This is a genomic window from Paraburkholderia guartelaensis (genome assembly GCF_004353905.1).
Taxonomy (GTDB): domain Bacteria; phylum Pseudomonadota; class Gammaproteobacteria; order Burkholderiales; family Burkholderiaceae; genus Paraburkholderia; species Paraburkholderia guartelaensis.
The window spans coordinates 158,753-176,488 of sequence record NZ_SMOD01000004.1; the positions used below are offsets into that span (position 1 = coordinate 158,753).

The 17,736-nt window shown below is 65.2% G+C and carries 18 protein-coding genes; 6 read left to right on the forward strand and 12 right to left on the reverse strand.

Annotated elements, in window-relative coordinates; translation table 11 throughout:
* The first annotated feature begins 196 nt into the window (after window positions 1-196).
* The 5 genes from E1N52_RS07035 to E1N52_RS07055 all read left to right on the forward strand — a co-directional run bounded on the left by E1N52_RS07035 (window position 197) and on the right by E1N52_RS07055 (window position 7,097).
* Entirely contained in the window at window positions 197-1,324 is a 1,128-nt protein-coding gene (locus E1N52_RS07035) for a regulator (RefSeq protein ID WP_133181441.1), read from the forward strand.
* Window positions 1,325-1,357: 33 nt separating this feature from the next.
* On the forward strand, window positions 1,358-3,064 hold the full coding sequence (gene recJ / locus E1N52_RS07040; protein WP_133181443.1) for a single-stranded-DNA-specific exonuclease RecJ: 1,707 nt from the start codon (window positions 1,358-1,360) through the stop codon (window positions 3,062-3,064).
* 119 nt (window positions 3,065-3,183) lie between these two features.
* Window positions 3,184-4,288 (forward strand): peptide chain release factor 2 gene (prfB, locus tag E1N52_RS07045; RefSeq protein WP_133181445.1). Its coding sequence is split into 2 segments (ribosomal slippage): window positions 3,184-3,264 and window positions 3,266-4,288, totalling 1,104 coding nucleotides; the frame shifts between segments, so codons are not numbered across the junction.
* A 211-nt stretch (window positions 4,289-4,499) separates the two neighbouring features.
* Window positions 4,500-6,035 carry a lysine--tRNA ligase gene (gene lysS, locus E1N52_RS07050; RefSeq protein ID WP_133181447.1) on the forward strand — a complete coding sequence of 512 codons (1,536 nt, stop codon included), beginning with the start codon at window positions 4,500-4,502 and terminating at the stop codon, window positions 6,033-6,035.
* A 306-nt stretch (window positions 6,036-6,341) separates the two neighbouring features.
* A complete protein-coding gene (locus E1N52_RS07055) occupies window positions 6,342-7,097 on the forward strand; it encodes a glycine zipper 2TM domain-containing protein (RefSeq protein ID WP_133181449.1) in 756 nt (251 codons plus the stop codon).
* A 90-nt stretch (window positions 7,098-7,187) separates the two neighbouring features.
* Here the strand turns inward: E1N52_RS07055 and iscX are convergent, their stop codons facing one another.
* From iscX to E1N52_RS07115, 12 genes are all read right to left on the reverse strand, one after another.
* A complete protein-coding gene (iscX, locus tag E1N52_RS07060) occupies window positions 7,188-7,385 on the reverse strand; it encodes a Fe-S cluster assembly protein IscX (protein ID WP_028204168.1) in 198 nt (65 codons plus the stop codon).
* A gap of 30 nt (window positions 7,386-7,415) precedes the next feature.
* Window positions 7,416-7,757: an ISC system 2Fe-2S type ferredoxin gene (fdx, locus tag E1N52_RS07065; protein WP_069265529.1), complete on the reverse strand. Its 342-nt coding sequence runs from the start codon at window positions 7,755-7,757 to the stop codon at window positions 7,416-7,418.
* A gap of 185 nt (window positions 7,758-7,942) precedes the next feature.
* Window positions 7,943-9,814: a Fe-S protein assembly chaperone HscA gene (gene hscA, locus E1N52_RS07070; RefSeq protein ID WP_133181451.1), complete on the reverse strand. Its 1,872-nt coding sequence runs from the start codon at window positions 9,812-9,814 to the stop codon at window positions 7,943-7,945.
* 63 nt (window positions 9,815-9,877) lie between these two features.
* Window positions 9,878-10,426 carry a Fe-S protein assembly co-chaperone HscB gene (gene hscB, locus E1N52_RS07075; protein WP_133181453.1) on the reverse strand — a complete coding sequence of 183 codons (549 nt, stop codon included), beginning with the start codon at window positions 10,424-10,426 and terminating at the stop codon, window positions 9,878-9,880.
* A 108-nt stretch (window positions 10,427-10,534) separates the two neighbouring features.
* Entirely contained in the window at window positions 10,535-10,858 is a 324-nt protein-coding gene (iscA, locus tag E1N52_RS07080) for an iron-sulfur cluster assembly protein IscA (RefSeq protein WP_028210067.1), read from the reverse strand.
* A 151-nt stretch (window positions 10,859-11,009) separates the two neighbouring features.
* On the reverse strand, window positions 11,010-11,414 hold the full coding sequence (gene iscU / locus E1N52_RS07085) for a Fe-S cluster assembly scaffold IscU (RefSeq protein ID WP_028216879.1): 405 nt from the start codon (window positions 11,412-11,414) through the stop codon (window positions 11,010-11,012).
* 99 nt (window positions 11,415-11,513) lie between these two features.
* Window positions 11,514-12,737 carry an IscS subfamily cysteine desulfurase gene (locus E1N52_RS07090; RefSeq protein ID WP_069265526.1) on the reverse strand — a complete coding sequence of 408 codons (1,224 nt, stop codon included), beginning with the start codon at window positions 12,735-12,737 and terminating at the stop codon, window positions 11,514-11,516.
* A gap of 68 nt (window positions 12,738-12,805) precedes the next feature.
* On the reverse strand, window positions 12,806-13,339 hold the full coding sequence (gene iscR, locus E1N52_RS07095) for a Fe-S cluster assembly transcriptional regulator IscR (RefSeq protein WP_042264865.1): 534 nt from the start codon (window positions 13,337-13,339) through the stop codon (window positions 12,806-12,808).
* A 155-nt stretch (window positions 13,340-13,494) separates the two neighbouring features.
* Window positions 13,495-13,977 (reverse strand): low molecular weight protein-tyrosine-phosphatase, encoded by a 483-nt coding sequence (locus tag E1N52_RS07100; RefSeq protein ID WP_133181455.1) that lies wholly within the window; start codon window positions 13,975-13,977, stop codon window positions 13,495-13,497.
* 107 nt (window positions 13,978-14,084) lie between these two features.
* Entirely contained in the window at window positions 14,085-14,315 is a 231-nt protein-coding gene (locus tag E1N52_RS07105; protein WP_069265523.1) for a hypothetical protein, read from the reverse strand.
* A gap of 159 nt (window positions 14,316-14,474) precedes the next feature.
* Complete coding sequence (locus tag E1N52_RS07110; protein WP_133181457.1) at window positions 14,475-15,911, reverse strand: lactate utilization protein B; 1,437 nt, start codon at window positions 15,909-15,911, stop codon at window positions 14,475-14,477.
* A gap of 101 nt (window positions 15,912-16,012) precedes the next feature.
* Window positions 16,013-16,735 (reverse strand): (Fe-S)-binding protein, encoded by a 723-nt coding sequence (locus E1N52_RS07115; RefSeq protein ID WP_133181459.1) that lies wholly within the window; start codon window positions 16,733-16,735, stop codon window positions 16,013-16,015.
* Window positions 16,736-16,925: 190 nt separating this feature from the next.
* Between E1N52_RS07115 and E1N52_RS07120 the strand changes: the two genes are divergently transcribed.
* Window positions 16,926-17,726 carry an IclR family transcriptional regulator gene (locus E1N52_RS07120; protein WP_028204180.1) on the forward strand — a complete coding sequence of 267 codons (801 nt, stop codon included), beginning with the start codon at window positions 16,926-16,928 and terminating at the stop codon, window positions 17,724-17,726.
* The last annotated feature ends 10 nt before the right edge of the window (window positions 17,727-17,736 follow it).

Sequence of the window (17,736 nt, forward strand, 5' to 3'; positions counted from 1 at the left end):
GGCGGCAGGTCACGGATATTCGACGGAGTTCCCTCGAACTTTTACGCGTGAGCGCCGCGCCCCCGGGAGGCGTTTGGCCGCCCTATCCTTCGAGCCGCAATTCGCCAACAAGTGCCGCAGCGCGAGCATATCGGGCCAATGCAATGCGGTTGCGGCGCGCCCGAGGGCCGCCCGGCGCGCGGAGTGCCGAAGTACAATGCGCACCATCATGCCCGTCGACCGACTCCATCTCCTCGTCCCCTTTGCCTTGCCCTCCGCGGCAGCTGCCTCCACCGCGCTCGCGGGCCTCGAATACCCGGCGCTCGCGAAACTGGTAGCGCGCGCGACACTCGGCGAGCAGGTGATCGGCGAGGACTTCCAGCGCACGCTGCCGCATGAGCGCTGGGTCGCGCGCCAGTTCGGCGCGCTAGGTCCCGCGAACGTGAACCATGCACAACCCGCGCCGGCCGCCGACGATGAAGCGCCGCTTGCGCCCTACATGCTGCTCGCCGACGGCGGCACGCCCGGCGATGCCACGTGGGCATGCGTGCAGCCCGTGCACGTGCGCATCGCGCACGATCATCTGGTGCTGATCGACCCCGCCTCGCTGGAACTCGCCGACGCCGACGCCGCCACGCTCTACACCATCGCCCGCCCGCTGATCGAAGAGCTGGGCGTGCGCATCGAGGCCCCCACGCCGCAGCGCTGGTATCTGTCGTCGGAAGCGTTCGGTACGCTCGCGGGCGCGTCGCCCTTGCGCGCGAGCGGCCGCAACATTGAGATCTGGCTGCCGCACGAGGCCCATTCCGGCCAGCGTTCGCGCGCATGGATGAAGGTGCAGAACGAAGTGCAGATGGCGTGGTTCGAGCACCCTGTGAACGAGGCCCGCGAAGCGCGCGGTCTGCCCGCCGTCAATTCGATCTGGTTCCACGCCCAGGGCGCGCTGCACGCCGTCACGAGCCCCTATGCGCGCGTGCGCTCCGATGCGGCCGCCACGCGCGGTCTCGCACTCGCCGCGAAGACGGAAGTGGACGCCGCGCCCGCAACCTTCGCCGCGCTCGCAGCCTCGCTCAACAACGGTGCGGGCACGGGCGCGACGCTCGTCGAACTCGATCCGTTCTCGGCGGCCTTCATCCAGCAGGACTGGGGCCGCTGGAACGCCGCGTTCGCTCAACTGGAGCGCGACTGGTTCGCGCCCGCGCTCGCGGCGCTGCAATCGGGTGCGCTCGCCGCGCTCGACCTCACACTGTGCGGCGACACCGGCTCGGTCACGCTGTCCGTCACGCGCGGCGATTTACGCAAATTCTGGCGACGCCGACTGTTCGCGTCGCTCTTTATCGAATGATCCCCGAATGACCTCTTTTTTCTGCGCTCACGCATGACCCGAATCGTCACCCGCGCCTGCTCGCCCGCCGACACCGAAGTGCTCGTGCGCCACGGCCTGCATCCGGTGCTCGCGCGCCTCTACGCCTCGCGCGGCGTTTGCCAGCCCGACGAGATCGAAACCGGCCTCGCGCGCCTCATCCCGCCCACGGGCATGAAAGGCCTCGACGAGGCCGCCGAACTGCTCGCCGACGCGCTCGAAGCCGACTGCCGCATGCTCGTGGTCGCCGACTACGACTGCGACGGCGCGACGGCGTGCGCCGTAGCCGTGCGCGGCCTGCGCATGTTCGGCGCACAGATCGACTATCTGGTGCCGAACCGCTTCGAGTATGGCTACGGCCTCACGCCCGAGATCGTCGCTCTCGCCGCGCAGCGCAAGGGCGGGCCGCCCGACGTCCTGATCACGGTGGACAACGGCATCGCGAGCGTTGAAGGCGTCGAAGCTGCCAACGCGCTCGGCATCGAGGTGCTCGTCACCGACCACCACTTGCCCGGCGACACGCTCCCCGACGCGCGCGCCATCGTCAATCCGAACCAGCCGGGTTGCGAGTTTCCGAGCAAGTGCATCGCGGGCGTGGGCGTGATGTTCTACACGCTGCTCGCGTTGCGCGCGGAGCTGCGCAAGCGCGGCGCGTTCAGCGATGGCAAGCCCGAGCCGCGCCTCGACGGCCTGCTCGATCTCGTCGCGCTCGGCACTGTCGCCGACGTCGTGAAGCTCGACTGCAACAACCGTGTACTTGTCGCACAAGGCTTACAGCGCGTGCGCAACGGCCGCATGCAGCCGGGCATCGCAGCGCTCTTTCGCGCGGCGGGCCGGGACGCGAAAAGCGCGTCGGGCTTCGACTTCGGCTTCGCGCTCGGGCCGCGCCTGAACGCGGCCGGCCGGCTCTCGGACATGTCGCTCGGCATCGAGTGCCTGACCACCGACGACGTGGGCCGTGCCTGGGAGCTTGCGCAGCAGCTCGACGGCATGAATCGCGAGCGCCGTGAGATCGAAGCCGGCATGCAGCAGCAGGCGCTAGCCGATCTCGCCGACGTCGATCCGCAAGGCAAGGCCACGCTCACGCTATTCAACGAAGGCTGGCACCAGGGCGTGATCGGCATCGTCGCGGGACGGCTCAAGGAGCGCTTCCACCGCCCCTCGTTCACCTTCGCGCCTGCCGACGACGACGGCGAGCTCGTGAAGGGCTCGGGCCGTTCGATCCCCGGTTTCCATCTGCGCGACGCGGTCGATCTGATCAGCAAACGCGAGCCCGGTCTGATCCAGAAGTTCGGCGGCCACGCCATGGCCGCGGGCATGACGATCGCCGCTGCCGACGTGCCGCGCTTCGCCGCTGCCTTCGAGCAAGTGGGCCGCGAGTGGCTCACCGAAGAGGCGCTCGCGCGCACGGTCGAAACCGATGGCGATCTCGAAGACGCCTACTTCACGCCCGATTTCGTCGAGATGCTCGACGCCGCCGTGTGGGGCCAGGGCTTCCCGGCGCCCGTGTTTTCGGGGGAATTCGAGGTGGCCTCGCAGGCGCTCGTGAAGGACAAGCACCTCAAGCTGCAACTGCTGCGCGGGCGCCAGCGCTTCAACGCGATCTGGTTCAACCACACGGAGTCGCTGCCGCAGCACACCACGGTCGCCTACCGGCTCGTGCGTGACACCTGGAATGGCGTGTCGCGCGTGCAGCTCGTGGTGGAGCACGCTGCGCTCTAAGCGCGCCTTGAACTGCACGTTGCACTGAGAAGCGCGGGCCGCCAGAAGCGCCCGCGCCGCCCTTGATCCGGGTCCAATCGGCTATAATTCAATGTTTTACACGCCGGATCACGATACAAATGGAAGCGGAACGTCTCAACGCGATCGAAGCCCTTTTGGCGGACCTGCGCACGCGCGCGGGCGAGCTACGGGGGTATCTTTGACTACGACGTAAAAGCCCGACGGCTCGTCGAAGTCAACAGCGAACTCGAAGACCCCAACGTCTGGAACGACTCCAAGCACGCCCAGGGTCTCGGCAAGGAAAAGAAACTGCTCGAGGGCGTAGTGCACGTGCTCGACGGCATCGAGAACGACACGCGCGACACGCAGGACCTCTTCGAGATGGCCCGCGAGGAAGGCGATGAAGACACGCTCGTCTCCATCGAGTCCGACGCTCACGCGATCGAAGCGCGCGTAGCCGACGTCGAATTCCGCCGCATGTTCGCGAATCCGGCCGACCCGAACAACGCGTTCATCGACATTCAGGCCGGCGCCGGCGGCACCGAGGCCTGCGACTGGGCTTCCATGCTGCTGCGCCAGTACGTGCGCTACTGCGAACGCAAGGGCTTCAAGACTGAAGTGCTCGAAGAGTCCGAAGGCGACGTGGCCGGCATCAAGAGCGCGACGATCAAGGTCGAAGGCGAATACGCCTACGGCTTCCTGCGCACCGAAACCGGCATTCACCGCCTCGTGCGCAAATCGCCGTTCGACTCGTCGGGCGGGCGTCATACGTCGTTCTCGTCGGTGTTCGTGTATCCGGAAATCGACGACTCGTTCGAGATCGAAGTCAATCCGGCCGATCTGCGCATCGACACGTACCGCGCTTCGGGCGCGGGCGGTCAGCACATCAACAAGACCGACTCCGCCGTGCGTATCACGCACGTCCCGTCGGGCATCGTCGTGCAGTGCCAGAACGACCGCTCGCAGCACCGCAACCGCGCCGAAGCGATGGCCATGCTGAAATCGCGCCTGTACGAAGCCGAAATGCGCAAGCGCCAGTCGGAACAGGACAAGCTCGAAGCGGGCAAGTCGGACGTGGGCTGGGGTCACCAGATCCGCTCCTACGTGCTCGACAACAGCCGTATCAAGGATCTGCGCACCAACGTCGAAATCAGCAACACCAAGGCCGTGCTCGACGGCGATCTCGACGCCTTCATCAGCGCGAGCCTGAAACAGGGCGTGTAAGCTTGCCGCACGCCACGGGCGCAGCAGTTCACCGCATGCCGCCCTCTCCTGCTGCGCCGCCCGCCTCGACTGAGAGGCGCGCGACGCGCAGCAGGAACCGAAGTCCGCTTATCTGCGCGCGATGCGCGCCGTGTCCCGCGAAGGACCATGCCGGGGCCGCAGCCCCGAAAACTCGCCGAAACACCTGCGAATCAAAGAACTCCGAGCCATCATGACCGAACCAACCCAGCAGAACGCGCCCAGCGCCGCGCCCGAAGTCGACGACAACCAGATCATCGCCGAGCGCCGCGAGAAACTGCGCGCGCTGCGCGAGGCAGGCGTCGCCTACCCGAACGACTTCCGCCCGACCCACCACGCTGCCGACCTGGCGCGCGACTACGCCGACACCGACAAGGACGCGCTCGAAGCCAAGCCGCTCGAAGTGTCGATCGCAGGCCGCATGATGCTCAAGCGCGTGATGGGCAAGGCGAGCTTCGCCACGGTGCGCGACGGCTCGGGCCAGATCCAGTTCTTCATCACGCCCGCCGACGTGGGCGAGGCAACCTACGACGCATTCAAGAAGTGGGACCTCGGTGACATCGTCGCGGCCAAGGGTGTGCTGTTCCGCACCAACAAGGGCGAGCTGTCGGTGCGCTGCACGGAACTGCGCCTGCTCTCGAAGTCGCTGCGTCCGCTGCCGGACAAGTTCCACGGCCTCTCGGACCAGGAGATGCGCTACCGCCAGCGCTACGTCGACCTGATCGTCACGCCCGAAGCGCGCGAGACCTTCGTCGCGCGCACGAAAGCGATCTCCTCGGTGCGCCGCTTCATGGCCGACTCGGGCTTCATGGAAGTCGAAACGCCGATGCTGCACCCGATCCCGGGCGGCGCGGCCGCGAAGCCGTTCGTCACGCACCACAACGCGCTCGACATGCAGATGTTCATGCGTATCGCGCCCGAGCTGTATCTGAAGCGCCTGGTCGTGGGCGGCTTCGAACGCGTGTTCGAGATCAACCGGAATTTCCGTAACGAAGGCGTTTCGCCGCGTCACAATCCGGAATTCACGATGATGGAGTTCTACGCCGCGTACACCGACTACGCGTGGCTCATGGACTTCACCGAACAACTGATCCGCCAGGCCGCCATCGACGCGAGCGGTACCGCCGTGCTGACGTATCAGGGCCGTGAACTCGACCTCTCGAAGCCGTTCCATCGCTTGACGATCGTGCAGGCGATCCAGAAGTACGCGCCGCAATACACGAACGAGCAGCTTGGCGACGCCGCCTTCCTGCGCACGGAACTGAAGAAGTTCGGCGTGGACGCGAACCAGCCGCAGTTCCTCAACGCGGGCGTGGGTTCGCTGCAACTGGCGCTCTTCGAAGAGACGGCCGAATCGCAGCTGTGGGAGCCGACCTACATCATCGACTACCCCGTCGAAGTCTCGCCGCTCGCGCGCGCCTCGGACACGCTGCCGGGCATCACCGAGCGCTTCGAGCTCTTCATCACGGGCCGCGAGATCGCCAACGGCTTCTCGGAACTGAACGATCCGGAAGACCAGGCCGCGCGCTTCAAGAAGCAGGTCGAGCAAAAGGACGCCGGCGACGAAGAAGCGATGTTCTATGACGCCGACTACATCCGCGCGCTCGAATACGGCATGCCTCCGACGGGCGGCTGCGGTATCGGCATCGATCGTCTGATCATGCTGCTCACGGACAGCGCAAGCATCCGCGACGTGATCCTCTTCCCGCACCTGCGTCGCGAAGACTAAGCCAGGCACTGCCTGACATGACGGGGCGCATGCGGTTCATACCGTATGCGCCCCGTTTCTTTGGGGCCTTTCAGCGCACACGTTTGTAACCATCGGTAAAATCTTCCGGATAGCGCAGCGGCTGGGACGGGTACGTCAATTGCGCTCCCTGTGGAAAACCGCGCTGTGCAACGCTGCGCGACGACCACGCCCTCAGCGCCTTCCCGCACCCACCGCGCGGGGTTACAAATTGAAACGCTCACAGAATTGGATTGGCTCAAACTGGGTCTCACAAGAGAGCCAACTCTGCCAAAGACGGAGCCTGTCATGAACACAACCGATCCGACCACACCGAAACGCCGCCTCCATCCGCTGATCGCTACGGCGGCGGCAGCCGTCATCGTCGCGAGCCTTGCGGCCACGGCGGCCATCACCGGCGTTTTCCCGAGAGCTTCCAGTACCGCCGAACAGAGCGCCCAGGTTCAGACGGGCCAGACCACCATGACGGCTTCGCAGCCGCCGGTGGTCGACTCGACAAAGCCGGTGCAGGCCTCGCAATATGCGCAGAACGGGCAGAATGCGCCCGCCGAGCCGCAAGAGGCGCCGGCGCCGGCGCCGGCACAGGCACAGGCTCAACAGCAAGCGGCCGTGCCCGTCGCCCCGGCGCAGCAGTATGGTCAACAGCCTGCCCAACAGCCGCAGCCTGCGCAGCAGCAATATGCGCAGGAAGCGCCACCCGCCCAGCCCGCATGTTCGACTTGCGGCACGGTCGTCGCGATTTCCGAGGTCAAGCATGAAGGCCATGGCACCGGTATCGGTGCAGTAGGCGGCGCGGTGGCGGGTGGCGTGGTCGGCAACCAGTTCGGCTCGGGTAACGGCCGCACGGCCATGACGCTGCTCGGCGCACTGGGTGGCGGCTTCGCCGGCAACTCGGTCGAAAAACACCTGCGCAGCACGACCAGTTATTCGGTGCGCGTGCGCATGGAGAACGGCAAGACGCGCTACTTCACGTATCACGAAGCGCCGCCGTTCCAGCAAGGCGAGCGCGTGCGTGTCGAAAACGGCACGCTGGTCGCGGGTTGATTGCCCTGACGCTGAACGAGCAATAAAAAAGGCGATTTGCCGTACTGGCAAATCGCCTTTTTCTCGCCTGCTTGCCGGGCGTGCCGGAGATCAGTAGTCCGCGTCTTCGATCCACGCGGCCTGGATCGCTTCGAGAATCTTCTCGTTCGAGCGCTCGGGGTCATCGTCGAAACCGTCGAGCTGGGTGATCCAGCGATGCAGATCGGTGAAGCGCACGTACTGCGGATCCACTTCGGGATGGGTGTCCGTCAAGGCCATCGCGATGTCCTGCGTATCGGTCCATTTCATGGCTGCGCGCTCCTCCTCGTGTTCAGTGGCTCAGTGGTTTTCTTTCGCGTGATTGATCGAGTACCGCGGAATCTCGACCACCAGGTCGTCGTTCTCCGGCACGATGGCCTGACACGACAGCCGCGACGTCGGCTCGAGGCCCCACGCCTTGTCGAGGAGATCGTCTTCGTCTTCCTCGGACGGCACGAGCGCATCGAAACCTTCGCGCACGATCACGTGACAGGTCGTGCAGGCGCACGACTTTTCGCATGCGTGCTCGATTTCGATGCCGTGTTCGAGCAGCGCATCGCACACGCTCTCACCCGGTTTGGCGTCGATGACCGCGCCTTCAGGGCACAGTTCGACATGGGGCAGCACCACGATTTGAGGCATTGTGATTTCCGTATCCAATAACTTTCATATCGGGCGCATGCCCCGCCTCCGACGGCGGCATGTGCCCATTCTACTGTCGGTGCGCGCTCTGCCACATCGGGAAAGCACGCACGCGTGCGCCGTTTGCTAACGACGCATTCGCCTATAAGCTGTTGAGGCTGCAGGCCCGCTCTTAGCCGAGCCTTTTAGCCGATCTCGTCGAGCTTCTTGCCCGCCAGCGCGCGCTTGATGCCCTTGTCCATCCGGCGCGCGGCGAACTCGTCGGTGCCTTCGGACAATGCCTTGGTGGCGGCTTCGATCGCACCGGCGTCCTCGCCCTGCGCGACTTGCGCGAGCGCGGCGATCAACGCATCGACTTGCGCGCGCTCGGCTTCGTCGAGCAGTTCGCCGTCAGCACCCAAAGCGGCGTTCGTCGCTTCGATGATGCGTTGCGCCTCGACCTGCGCTTCGCGCAGCGCGCGGGCGCGCATGTCGACTTCGGCGGTCTTGAAGCTGTCTTCGAGCATGCGGGCCACGTCGTCGTCGGCAAGACCGTACGACGGCTTCACCACCACCGACGCCTCCACGCCCGAGAGCTGCTCGCGCGCGAACACGGACAAGAGGCCGTCCGCATCCACCTGGTAAGTCACGCGAATGCGCGCCGCGCCCGCCGCCATCGGCGGAATACCGCGTAGGCCGAAACGCGCGAGCGAGCGGCAGTCGGCGACGAGCTCGCGCTCGCCCTGCACCACGTGAATCGCCATGGCCGTCTGGCCGTCCTTGAAGGTCGTGAAGTCCTGCGCACGCGCGACCGGAATGGTCGAATTGCGCGGGATGATCTTCTCGACGAGGCCACCCATCGTCTCCACGCCGAGCGAGAGCGGAATGACGTCGAGCAGCAGCCAGTCGTCCTCGCCGCCGCGGTTGCCCGCCAGCAGGTCGGCCTGGATCGCCGCGCCGAGCGCGACGACCTGATCCGGGTCCAGATTGGTGAGCGGCGCCTGACCGAAGTGCTGCTCCACGGCGCGGCGGATCACGGGCATGCGCGTCGCGCCGCCAACCAGCACCACGCCCTTCACATCCTTCGCGGCCACCTTCGCGTCGCGCAGCGCCTTCTTCGTCGGCGTGAGCGTGCGCTGCACGAGCGCTTGCGTGAGCGCTTCGAAGCGCGGCTCGTCGATCGTCAGTGCGATCTGCTGGCCGCTCGACAACGTTGCCTCGATGCGCGCTTCGGGCGCGGACGAAAGCGCTTCCTTCGCATCGCGCACGCGGTCGAGCAACAGACGCACGTCTTCGGGCGCGAGCGTCGCGCGCTCGATGCCGGACTGCTCCAGCGCGTAAGCAAAAAGCGCATGGTCGAAATCGTCGCCGCCGAGCGCCGAATCGCCGCCAGCCGCCAGCACTTCGAACACGCCCTTCGTGAGCTTGAGAATCGACAGGTCGAAGGTGCCGCCGCCGAGGTCGTAGACCGCGTAGAGGCCTTCGGCGCCGTTATCGAGCCCGTAGGCGATCGCCGCCGCGGTCGGCTCGTTGAGCAGACGCAGCACGTTCAGGCCCGCGAGACGCGCGGCATCCTTGGTCGCCTGGCGCTGCGCTTCGTCGAAGTACGCCGGCACCGTGATGACGGCGCCGACGAGCTCGTCGCCGAGCGTGTCTTCGGCGCGCTGACGCAGCGTCGCAAGAATTTCCGCCGAGACTTCGACGGGGCTCTTCACCCCGTCAATCGTCTGGATTTGCACCATGCCCGGCGCGTCGACAAAGTCGTACGGTGCGTTGGCCGCGCCTTCGACCTCGGACTTGCCGCGGCCCATGAAGCGCTTGACCGAAACGATCGTGTTACGCGGATCGGTCGCGGCTTCCGCCTTCGCCGTGCGGCCGATGCGGCGGCCGCCGTTCGCGAGATAGCGGACGACCGAGGGCAGCAGCACGTGGCCGTCTTCGTCGGGCAGCACATCGGGCACGCCGCTGCGCACCGCGGCGACCAGCGAGTTCGTCGTGCCGAGGTCGATGCCGACGGCGAGTCGCCGCTGATGCGGCGCCGGCGCCATGCCGGGTTCGGAGATTTGCAGTAAGGCCATCTGTGTGATCTGCTTTTTAACCTGATGGGCGCGAGCGCCCGATATCCGTTTGCGCGCCCGGCTTCAGCCTTCGAGCCGCTCGATCTGCGAGTCGATTTCGCCGGCCACGCGCTCGATGAACATGAGCTGGCGCACCGCCTCGGCCGCGGGCTGGTTCGAGCCGCTGTCGAGCAGCGCCGCAAGCTTTGTGAAGCGCACGCGTTCGTCGTCGCGCAGCTCGCCTGCAAGTGCATCGAGCGCATCGATGTTCTTCGCGCCGACCGCGTCTTCGATCGCCTCGCGCCACTCCATCTGCTGCATGAGGAACGCGGGCTCCATCGCCGTGTTGTTCTCCGCCCCAACGTCGATGCCGCGCAGATGCAGCAGATACTTCGCGCGCTTGAGCGGATCGCGCAGCGTCTGATACGCCTCGTTCGTGCGCGTGGCCCACTGCATGGCGATGCGCTTTTGCGCCTCGCCGGCCGCGGCGAAGCGGTCGGGATGCACCTGCGCCTGCACCGTGCGGTAGGCATGGTCGAGCGCGTCCGCGTCGATCGCGAACTGCTCGGGCAGGCCGAACAGCACGAAGTGGCTGTCGGAGAGCGACCGGGAAGGCGTGGAAGGCGTGCTCATCGGCTGGAACGTTCTTGTGGGGCTATGAGGGGCTGACGGGGACAAACAGCTGCGGCCGTCAAAATCAAAAAGGCGGCACAAGCCGCCTTTTCACCGCTCTACGCGGGCTCAAACGCGGAAGGACTCGCCGCAGCCGCACTCGTCCTTCACATTCGGGTTGTTGAACCGGAAGCCTTCGTTCAGCCCTTCGCGCACGAAGTCGAGCTGCGTGCCGTCGATATAGGCGAGACTCTTCGGGTCGACGATGACCTTCACGCCGTGGCTCTCGAAGACGTTGTCCTCGGGCGCGAGTTCGTCGACGTACTCGAGCTTGTACGCGAGGCCCGAGCAGCCCGTCGTGCGCACGCCAAGACGCAGACCCACGCCCTTGCCGCGACGGGTCAGGTACTTTTGCACGTGCTGTGCCGCTTTTTCAGTCAACGTAATTGCCATAGCATCTTCGCCGCGCCTCGCGCCGCCGGTTGGGCTTTCGCCTTCCCCCGCGTCGCGACGCAACCCTGCTGCATCCAAAATCGTTAGTCCCAGAGCGCCGAGCTTGTAGGCCCGACGCCGTCCTGCATCTATTACGCCGCAGCGCCGTGCTTTACGCCGCGTCGGCCTTCGCTTCGGTCGTGTGACGCTGGCGATAGTCCGCAACCGCTGCCTTGATCGCGTCTTCCGCGAGAATCGAGCAGTGGATCTTCACCGGCGGCAGCGCCAGTTCTTCGGCGATCTGCGTGTTCTTGATGTCGAGCGCCTGGTCGAGCGTCTTGCCCTTCACCCACTCGGTCACGAGCGAGCTCGAAGCGATCGCCGAGCCGCAGCCGTAGGTCTTGAACTTCGCGTCTTCGATCACGCCGTCCGCGCCCACGCGGATCTGCAGCTTCATCACGTCGCCGCACGCCGGCGCGCCGACCATGCCGGTGCCCACTGCGTCGTCGTCCTTGGCGAACGAGCCGACGTTGCGCGGGTTTTCGTAGTGGTCCAGAACCTTGTCGCTATATGCCATGATCACACTCCTTCAATTCGTGTTTGCCGCGCTGCATGCAGTTGACTGCTCATTGCGCTGCGGCCGGGTCGTTGTTCGCTGCTAACTGCGCCGCCTTGCTTAGTGCGCCGCCCACTGGATGGTCGACAGATCGATGCCGTCCTGATGCATTTCCCACAGCGGCGAAAGCTCGCGCAGCTTGGCGATCTTCGTCTTCAGCAGGTTGATCACGTAGTCCACGTCCTGTTCCGTCGTGAAACGGCCCACCGTGAAGCGGATCGAGCTGTGCGCCAGCTCGTCGTTGCGGCCGAGCGCGCGCAGCACGTACGACGGCTCGAGCGATGCGGAAGTGCACGCCGAACCCGACGACACCGCCACGTCCTTCACCGCCATGATCAGCGACTCGCCTTCGACGAAGTTGAAGCTGATGTTCAGGTTGTGCGGGACACGCTGCTCCATGTCGCCATTCACGTAGGTTTCTTCGATTTCCTTCAGGCCGCGCAGGAGCTTGTCGCGCAGCATGCGCACGCGCTCGTTTTCCGTGGCCATCTCTTCACGCGCGATGCGGAACGCTTCGCCCATGCCGACGATCTGGTGCGTGGCCAGCGTGCCCGAGCGCATGCCGCGCTCATGGCCGCCGCCGTGCATCTGCGCTTCAATGCGCACGCGCGGCTTGCGGCGCACGTACAGCGCGCCGATGCCCTTCGGGCCGTACGTCTTGTGCGCCGAGAACGACATCAGGTCGACCTTGAGCTTTTGCAGGTCGATGGGCGCCTTGCCCGTCGATTGCGCGGCGTCGACGTGGAAAATGATGCCCTTTTCGCGGCAGATTTCGCCGATCGTCGCGATGTCCTGGATCACGCCGATCTCGTTGTTCACGTGCATGACGGAAACGAGGATCGTGTCGGGACGCAGTGCGGCCTTGAACGCTTCGAGGTCGATCAGGCCGTCGTCCTTGACGTCCAGATACGTGACTTCATAGCCTTCGCGCTCGAGCTCGCGGCAGGTGTCGAGCACGGCCTTGTGCTCGGTCTTCACCGTGATGATGTGCTTGCCCTTGCTCTTGTAGAAGTGCGCGGCGCCCTTGATCGCGAGGTTGTCCGATTCGGTCGCACCGGAGGTCCAGATGATTTCGCGCGGGTCGGCGTTGACGAGCGCGGCGACCTGCTCGCGCGCTTCCTCGACGGCGCGCTCCGCATCCCAGCCATAGGCGTGGCTGCGCGACGCCGGATTGCCGAACTGCTCGCGCAGATACGGAATCATTTTGTCCACCACGCGCGGGTCGACGGGGGTCGTCGCGCTGTAGTCCATGTAAATGGGCAGGTGGGGAATGTCGTTATTCATCTATCGCTCCGGGGAATCTTGTGTGCTGCGCTGTACTGTGTATTGCTTTCTAACGGCGCTCGAAGGACTTACGAGCCCGCCATGTTGAAGATCGAGTTCGGACCCAGCGGCATCGCCCTGACCGGCTCCACCGCCGGCGCCTCGGCGCGGCGATCGCGCAGGACGGCGGGCGCGGCGCCTTCGCGGGCGCGCTGCTTGTCCACCAGATCCTTGAGCGACACCGAATCGAGGTACTCGACCATTTTCTGGTTCAGCGTCGACCAGAGTTCGTGCGTCATGCAGTGACCGTCGTGCTGCTTGGTGCCCTCGCAGGCGCCCTTGCCGCCGCACTGGGTGGCATCGAGCGGCTCGTCCACGGCGATGATGATGTCCGCGACCGTGACGTCCTCCGCGCGGCGCGCGAGGTTGTACCCGCCGCCCGGCCCACGGACCGATTCGACGATTTCATGACGGCGCAGCTTGCCGAACAGCTGTTCAAGGTACGACAGCGAGATATGCTGCCGCTGGCTGATACCCGCAAGCGTCACCGGGCCCTGCTCCTGGCGCAGTGCCAGGTCAATCATCGCCGTGACGGCGAAACGGCCTTTGGTGGTGAGTCTCATGATGTATGGGAACCGCAATTCTCGACAATTTTCGTCAAGTATAAATACATGACTAGTTTAGTCAAGTATCAACGTCGCGATCTGGGTTATTAGGTGCGCAGCGAATCGCAAAAAATGGCGCGATTTCTGCATTCGGCAGATCCGCGCCGCTCATCTCAATCCGCCAGTTGCGGACGCAATGCGGCGAGCAGACCCGCGCAGGCGGCCTCGCACTGATCGAGCACCGTTTCGAAGCCCGCGTCGCCGCCGAAATAGGGATCGACCACGACGCGCGTTTCGGCCTGCGGCGCGAATTCCATCAGCAGGCGGATCTTGTCGCGCTCGCTCGCCGGGCAAAGCACCTGGAGCGCGGAGACGTTGGCGTCGTCCATCGCCACGATCAGATCGAAACGGCGAAAATCTTCCGCGGCGATCTGCCGGGCGCGCAACGGCGCGAGCTCGTAGCCGCGCTGACCGCCTGCACGCTGGGCGCGCTCGTCGGGCGCCTCGCCGATATGCCAGTCACCCGTGCCTGCCGAATCGATCTCGACGCGCCCCACCAGCCCCGCCTCGTCGACGAGACGCAGCATCACGGCCTCGGCCGTGGGCGAGCGGCAGATATTGCCAAGACAAACGAAGCAGACAGAAACCTTTTTCATTCGTGGGGGCTGGGCAGCGAGAGGCGTTCAGCGTGCGGCGGCGAATCTCAAATTATACAAAGCACGCGAGGTACGCGCTGCGCGGCGCGTTGGCGCCGGCGCGATCATCAGATCGCGTTCGAGCGCGGCAGCGTTGCGATGCCGTTCATCGCCTTCACCGGCGTCTTGCCTTCGCTACCCACGAGACCATACGACACGGCGCGCGCGAGTTCTGCCGTTACCTGATCGGCAGCGAGCGGCATTTGCTGCTCGGCGGTCTTCCACGCATGGATCCATGCGATCACCGCGAGCGGCACGATCAGCGCCAGCGGCCAGTACACCGTTATTTTCTTTCTCATGATGCGACTCTCTATCGACTGTGAAGCGACAGGTGCGGACGCACTATCGCCAGTCGAGATGATATAGAGAGTCGCAATCAGGAAAAACCCGGTCCGGATGAACACACTGTTGCGCCAGATTAAATAGTCGGCAAACCAGACTTGACCGATGCGCGCCCGTCAGGCCTGCTCGGGGCGCTTCGTCGTGTCCAGATGCGTGTGCCGCGCCGCGTACAACTCGCGAAACGTGCGGCCGACCGGCGCGGGCATGTCGCGCCCGTTGCTCCAGCCGTGCGCGAATGGCAGCTTGCGAATGAGCCTGGCCTGGCCGCCCATGCGCTCCAGTATCCGCACGCCGAGTTTGGTGAGCAGCGCGTAGGCAGTCGGGTGCAGCGCGAGCCAGCCCCAGGCCGCAAGCGCCGCGCGCTCGCGCCACGGGCGCAGATGCCGCTCCGTCTGCTTCTCGCGCAGTTTGCGCAGCAAGTCCGAAAGCGGGATGCCCACCGGGCAGACACTGTTGCACTCACCGCAGAGCGTAGCGGCCTGCGGCAGATCGAGCGTCTTTTCGAGACCGACGTAGCTTGGCGTGAGCACGGAGCCCATGGGCCCCGGGTAGACCCAGCCGTACGCATGGCCACCCACCTTCTGATAGACCGGGCAGTGATTCATGCACGCCCCGCAACGGATGCAGCGCAGCATCTCCTGGAATTCGCCGCCGATCAGGCCCGTACGGCCGCCGTCCACGAGCACGACGTACATGTGCTTGGGGCCGTCCCGATCTTCGGGGCCGCGCGGGCCCGTGAGAACCGAGAAATAGTTCGACGTGGCCTGCCCCGTCGCCGAACGCGGCAACAGACGCATCGCTGTGGCGAGGTCTTCGAGCGTGGGCAGCACCTTCTCGATGCCCGTCACCGCCACATGCACGCGCGGCATCACCGTGCACATGCCCTCGTTCCCCTCGTTGGTCACCAGCACGACCGAGCCGGTTTCCGCGACGAGGAAGTTGCCGCCCGTCACGCCCATGTCCGCCGACAGAAAATGCGGGCGCAGCACTTCGCGCGCCTCGCGGGTCATGTCGGGGATTTCGGTCAGGCGCGGCTTGTCGTGCGTCTTCGCGAAGAGATCGGCGATCTCGTCTTTGTCCTTGTGGACGACGGGCGCAATGATGTGGCTCGGCGGCTCGTTGTCGTTGATCTGCAGGATGTACTCGCCCAGATCGGTCTCGATGGACTGCACGCCCATCTCCGCGAGCACCGTATTGAGCCGCATCTCCTCCGAGACCATCGACTTGGTCTTGATGACCTTGCGCACGTCGTGGCGCCGCGCGATGTCCGCGACCAGTTTCGCCGCATCTTGTGCCGTTTCCGCGTACAGCACGGTCACGCCGCGCCGCGTTGCCTCGGTCTCAAACTGCTCGAGCCAGACATCGAGACTTTCCAGCGCACGGTTGCGGCGCGCCTTGAGCGCCGCGCGCGTGGCGGGGAAATCGATCGCGGTGATCGCCTCGGCGCGCGCCGAGACGAACTTGGTCGAAAGCTTCTTGAGGTTGTGCTGCAGACGCTGATCGGCCAGCTTCTGACCGGCGCGCGCCTTGAACTGCATCGATTGGACTTGCATGGCGTGAGGGCGATGTTGAGCGGTGTTCGGCGAGGTTTGGGGTCGAAGTCTGGGCTATTTGCGCATGCCGGGCGAAAGGAGCGACGGCAGCCGCCGGCGCATCACACGTCGCCGGCCAGCACTTGCGCGATGTGCAGCACGCGCGTGGCGGTGTCGCCGGTGCGGCGCAAACGCCCTTCGATATTCAACATGCAGCCGAGGTCGCCGAGCACCACCGCGCCCGTGCCGCTCGCCTGAACATTCGCGCATTTCTCGTCTGCAATGGCCGTCGAGATGTCGCCATACTTCACCGCAAAGGTGCCCCCGAAGCCGCAGCAGTGCTCGCAGTCCTTCATCTCGCGCACTTCAATACCGCGCTGGGCGAGCAACGCGCGCGGCTGCGCCTTGACCCCAAGTTCACGCAGCCCCGAACACGAGTCGTGATAGGTCACCGGTCCGCTGAACTCCCCCTGCGGCAGCGTGACCTTGGCGACGTTCACGAGGAAATCCGTGAGTTCGTAGACGCGCTCGCGCAATTTGCCATAACGCGCCATCAATTCCGGGTCGTCGCGAAACAGATCGCCATAGTGCACGCGAATCATCCCGCCGCAAGAACCCGAAGGGACGACGAGATAGTCGAATTGCTCGAATTCGCGCAGCGTCTTTTCCGCGAGATCACGCGCAATGGCGCGCTCGCCGGAGTTGTACGCCGGCTGGCCGCAGCAGGTTTGCGCAGGCGGCACGATGACTTCATAGCCCGCCTCTTCGAGCAATTTGAGCGTCGAAAAGCCAATTTCCGGACGCATCGTGTCGATGAGGCAGGTGACGAACAAACCGACTCGCATGGGGACTCCTCGTTAAAACCGTCCCCGATTATCCGCTGTTTCGCCGCCATGACCAACGCCGGTCTGCTCCTCCCTCGCCGGTTGCGCGCGATGCCGCAGCGCAGCGCGAGTCTTGGTCCTGGCGCTTACTTTTTTCACAATACGAGATACAATGCATTTTCCGCCTCACGCGTCAAACGAATCTGAACTCATGAGCGACACCCATCCAGATCCGAAGACCTCGATTCAGGTGATCGAGCGCATGATGCGTCTGCTGGACGCGCTGGCCGCGCACAGCGACCCTGTCAGCCTGAAGGAACTTGCGCAGCGCACCGAACTGCATCCTTCGACTGCGCACCGCATCCTGAACGATATGGTGAGCTGCCGTCTCGTCGACCGCTCCGATCCCGGCACTTACCGGCTTGGCATGCGGTTGCTCGAACTCGGCAACCTCGTGAAGGCGCGGCTTTCGGTGCGTGACGCGGCGCTTACGCCGATGCGCGAACTGCACCGTCTCACGGGCCAGACGGTCAACCTCTCCGTGCGCCAGGGCGACGAGATCGTCTATATCGAACGCGCCTATTCGGAGCGCTCGGGCATGCAGGTGGTGCGCGCGATCGGCGGCCGGGCGCCGCTGCACCTCACTTCGGTCGGCAAGCTCTTTCTCGCCGCCGACGAAGCGAACCGCGTGCGCGCCTACGCCACGCGCACCGGCCTGTCGGGCCACACGCGCAACAGCATTACCGACCTTGGACGCCTCGAGCGCGAACTTGCCCACGTACGCCAGCAATTCTGCGCACGTGACAACGAGGAGCTTGAACTGGGCGTGCGTTGCATCGCCGCCGGCATCTACGACGACACCGGCAAGCTGGTGGCGGGCCTTTCGCTCTCGGCGCCCGCGGACCGCCTGCAGGATTCGTGGCTCGGCCAGTTGAGCAAGACGGCGCTCACGATTTCGGAGTCACTGGGCTATCACCCGGAGCCCGCTGAAGGCAACGTGCAACCCGCCTGAAGTCGGGCCG

Coding starts and splice junctions, on each gene's coding strand:
- E1N52_RS07035 (WP_133181441.1), top strand. CDS start 197: ATGCGCACCATCATGCCCGTCGACCGACTCCATCTCCTCGTCCCCTTT.
- E1N52_RS07090 (WP_069265526.1), bottom strand. CDS start 12,737: ATGAATAACGACATTCCCCACCTGCCCATTTACATGGACTACAGCGCG.
- hscB (WP_133181453.1), bottom strand. CDS start 10,426: ATGAGCACGCCTTCCACGCCTTCCCGGTCGCTCTCCGACAGCCACTTC.
- recJ (WP_133181443.1), top strand. CDS start 1,358: ATGACCCGAATCGTCACCCGCGCCTGCTCGCCCGCCGACACCGAAGTG.
- fdx (WP_069265529.1), bottom strand. CDS start 7,757: ATGCCTCAAATCGTGGTGCTGCCCCATGTCGAACTGTGCCCTGAAGGC.
- iscX (WP_028204168.1), bottom strand. CDS start 7,385: ATGAAATGGACCGATACGCAGGACATCGCGATGGCCTTGACGGACACC.
- lysS (WP_133181447.1), top strand. CDS start 4,500: ATGACCGAACCAACCCAGCAGAACGCGCCCAGCGCCGCGCCCGAAGTC.
- E1N52_RS07105 (WP_069265523.1), bottom strand. CDS start 14,315: ATGAGAAAGAAAATAACGGTGTACTGGCCGCTGGCGCTGATCGTGCCG.
- hscA (WP_133181451.1), bottom strand. CDS start 9,814: ATGGCCTTACTGCAAATCTCCGAACCCGGCATGGCGCCGGCGCCGCAT.
- E1N52_RS07115 (WP_133181459.1), bottom strand. CDS start 16,735: ATGCGAGTCGGTTTGTTCGTCACCTGCCTCATCGACACGATGCGTCCG.
- iscA (WP_028210067.1), bottom strand. CDS start 10,858: ATGGCAATTACGTTGACTGAAAAAGCGGCACAGCACGTGCAAAAGTAC.
- iscU (WP_028216879.1), bottom strand. CDS start 11,414: ATGGCATATAGCGACAAGGTTCTGGACCACTACGAAAACCCGCGCAAC.
- E1N52_RS07120 (WP_028204180.1), top strand. CDS start 16,926: ATGAGCGACACCCATCCAGATCCGAAGACCTCGATTCAGGTGATCGAG.
- E1N52_RS07110 (WP_133181457.1), bottom strand. CDS start 15,911: ATGCAAGTCCAATCGATGCAGTTCAAGGCGCGCGCCGGTCAGAAGCTG.
- E1N52_RS07055 (WP_133181449.1), top strand. CDS start 6,342: ATGAACACAACCGATCCGACCACACCGAAACGCCGCCTCCATCCGCTG.
- iscR (WP_042264865.1), bottom strand. CDS start 13,339: ATGAGACTCACCACCAAAGGCCGTTTCGCCGTCACGGCGATGATTGAC.
- E1N52_RS07100 (WP_133181455.1), bottom strand. CDS start 13,977: ATGAAAAAGGTTTCTGTCTGCTTCGTTTGTCTTGGCAATATCTGCCGC.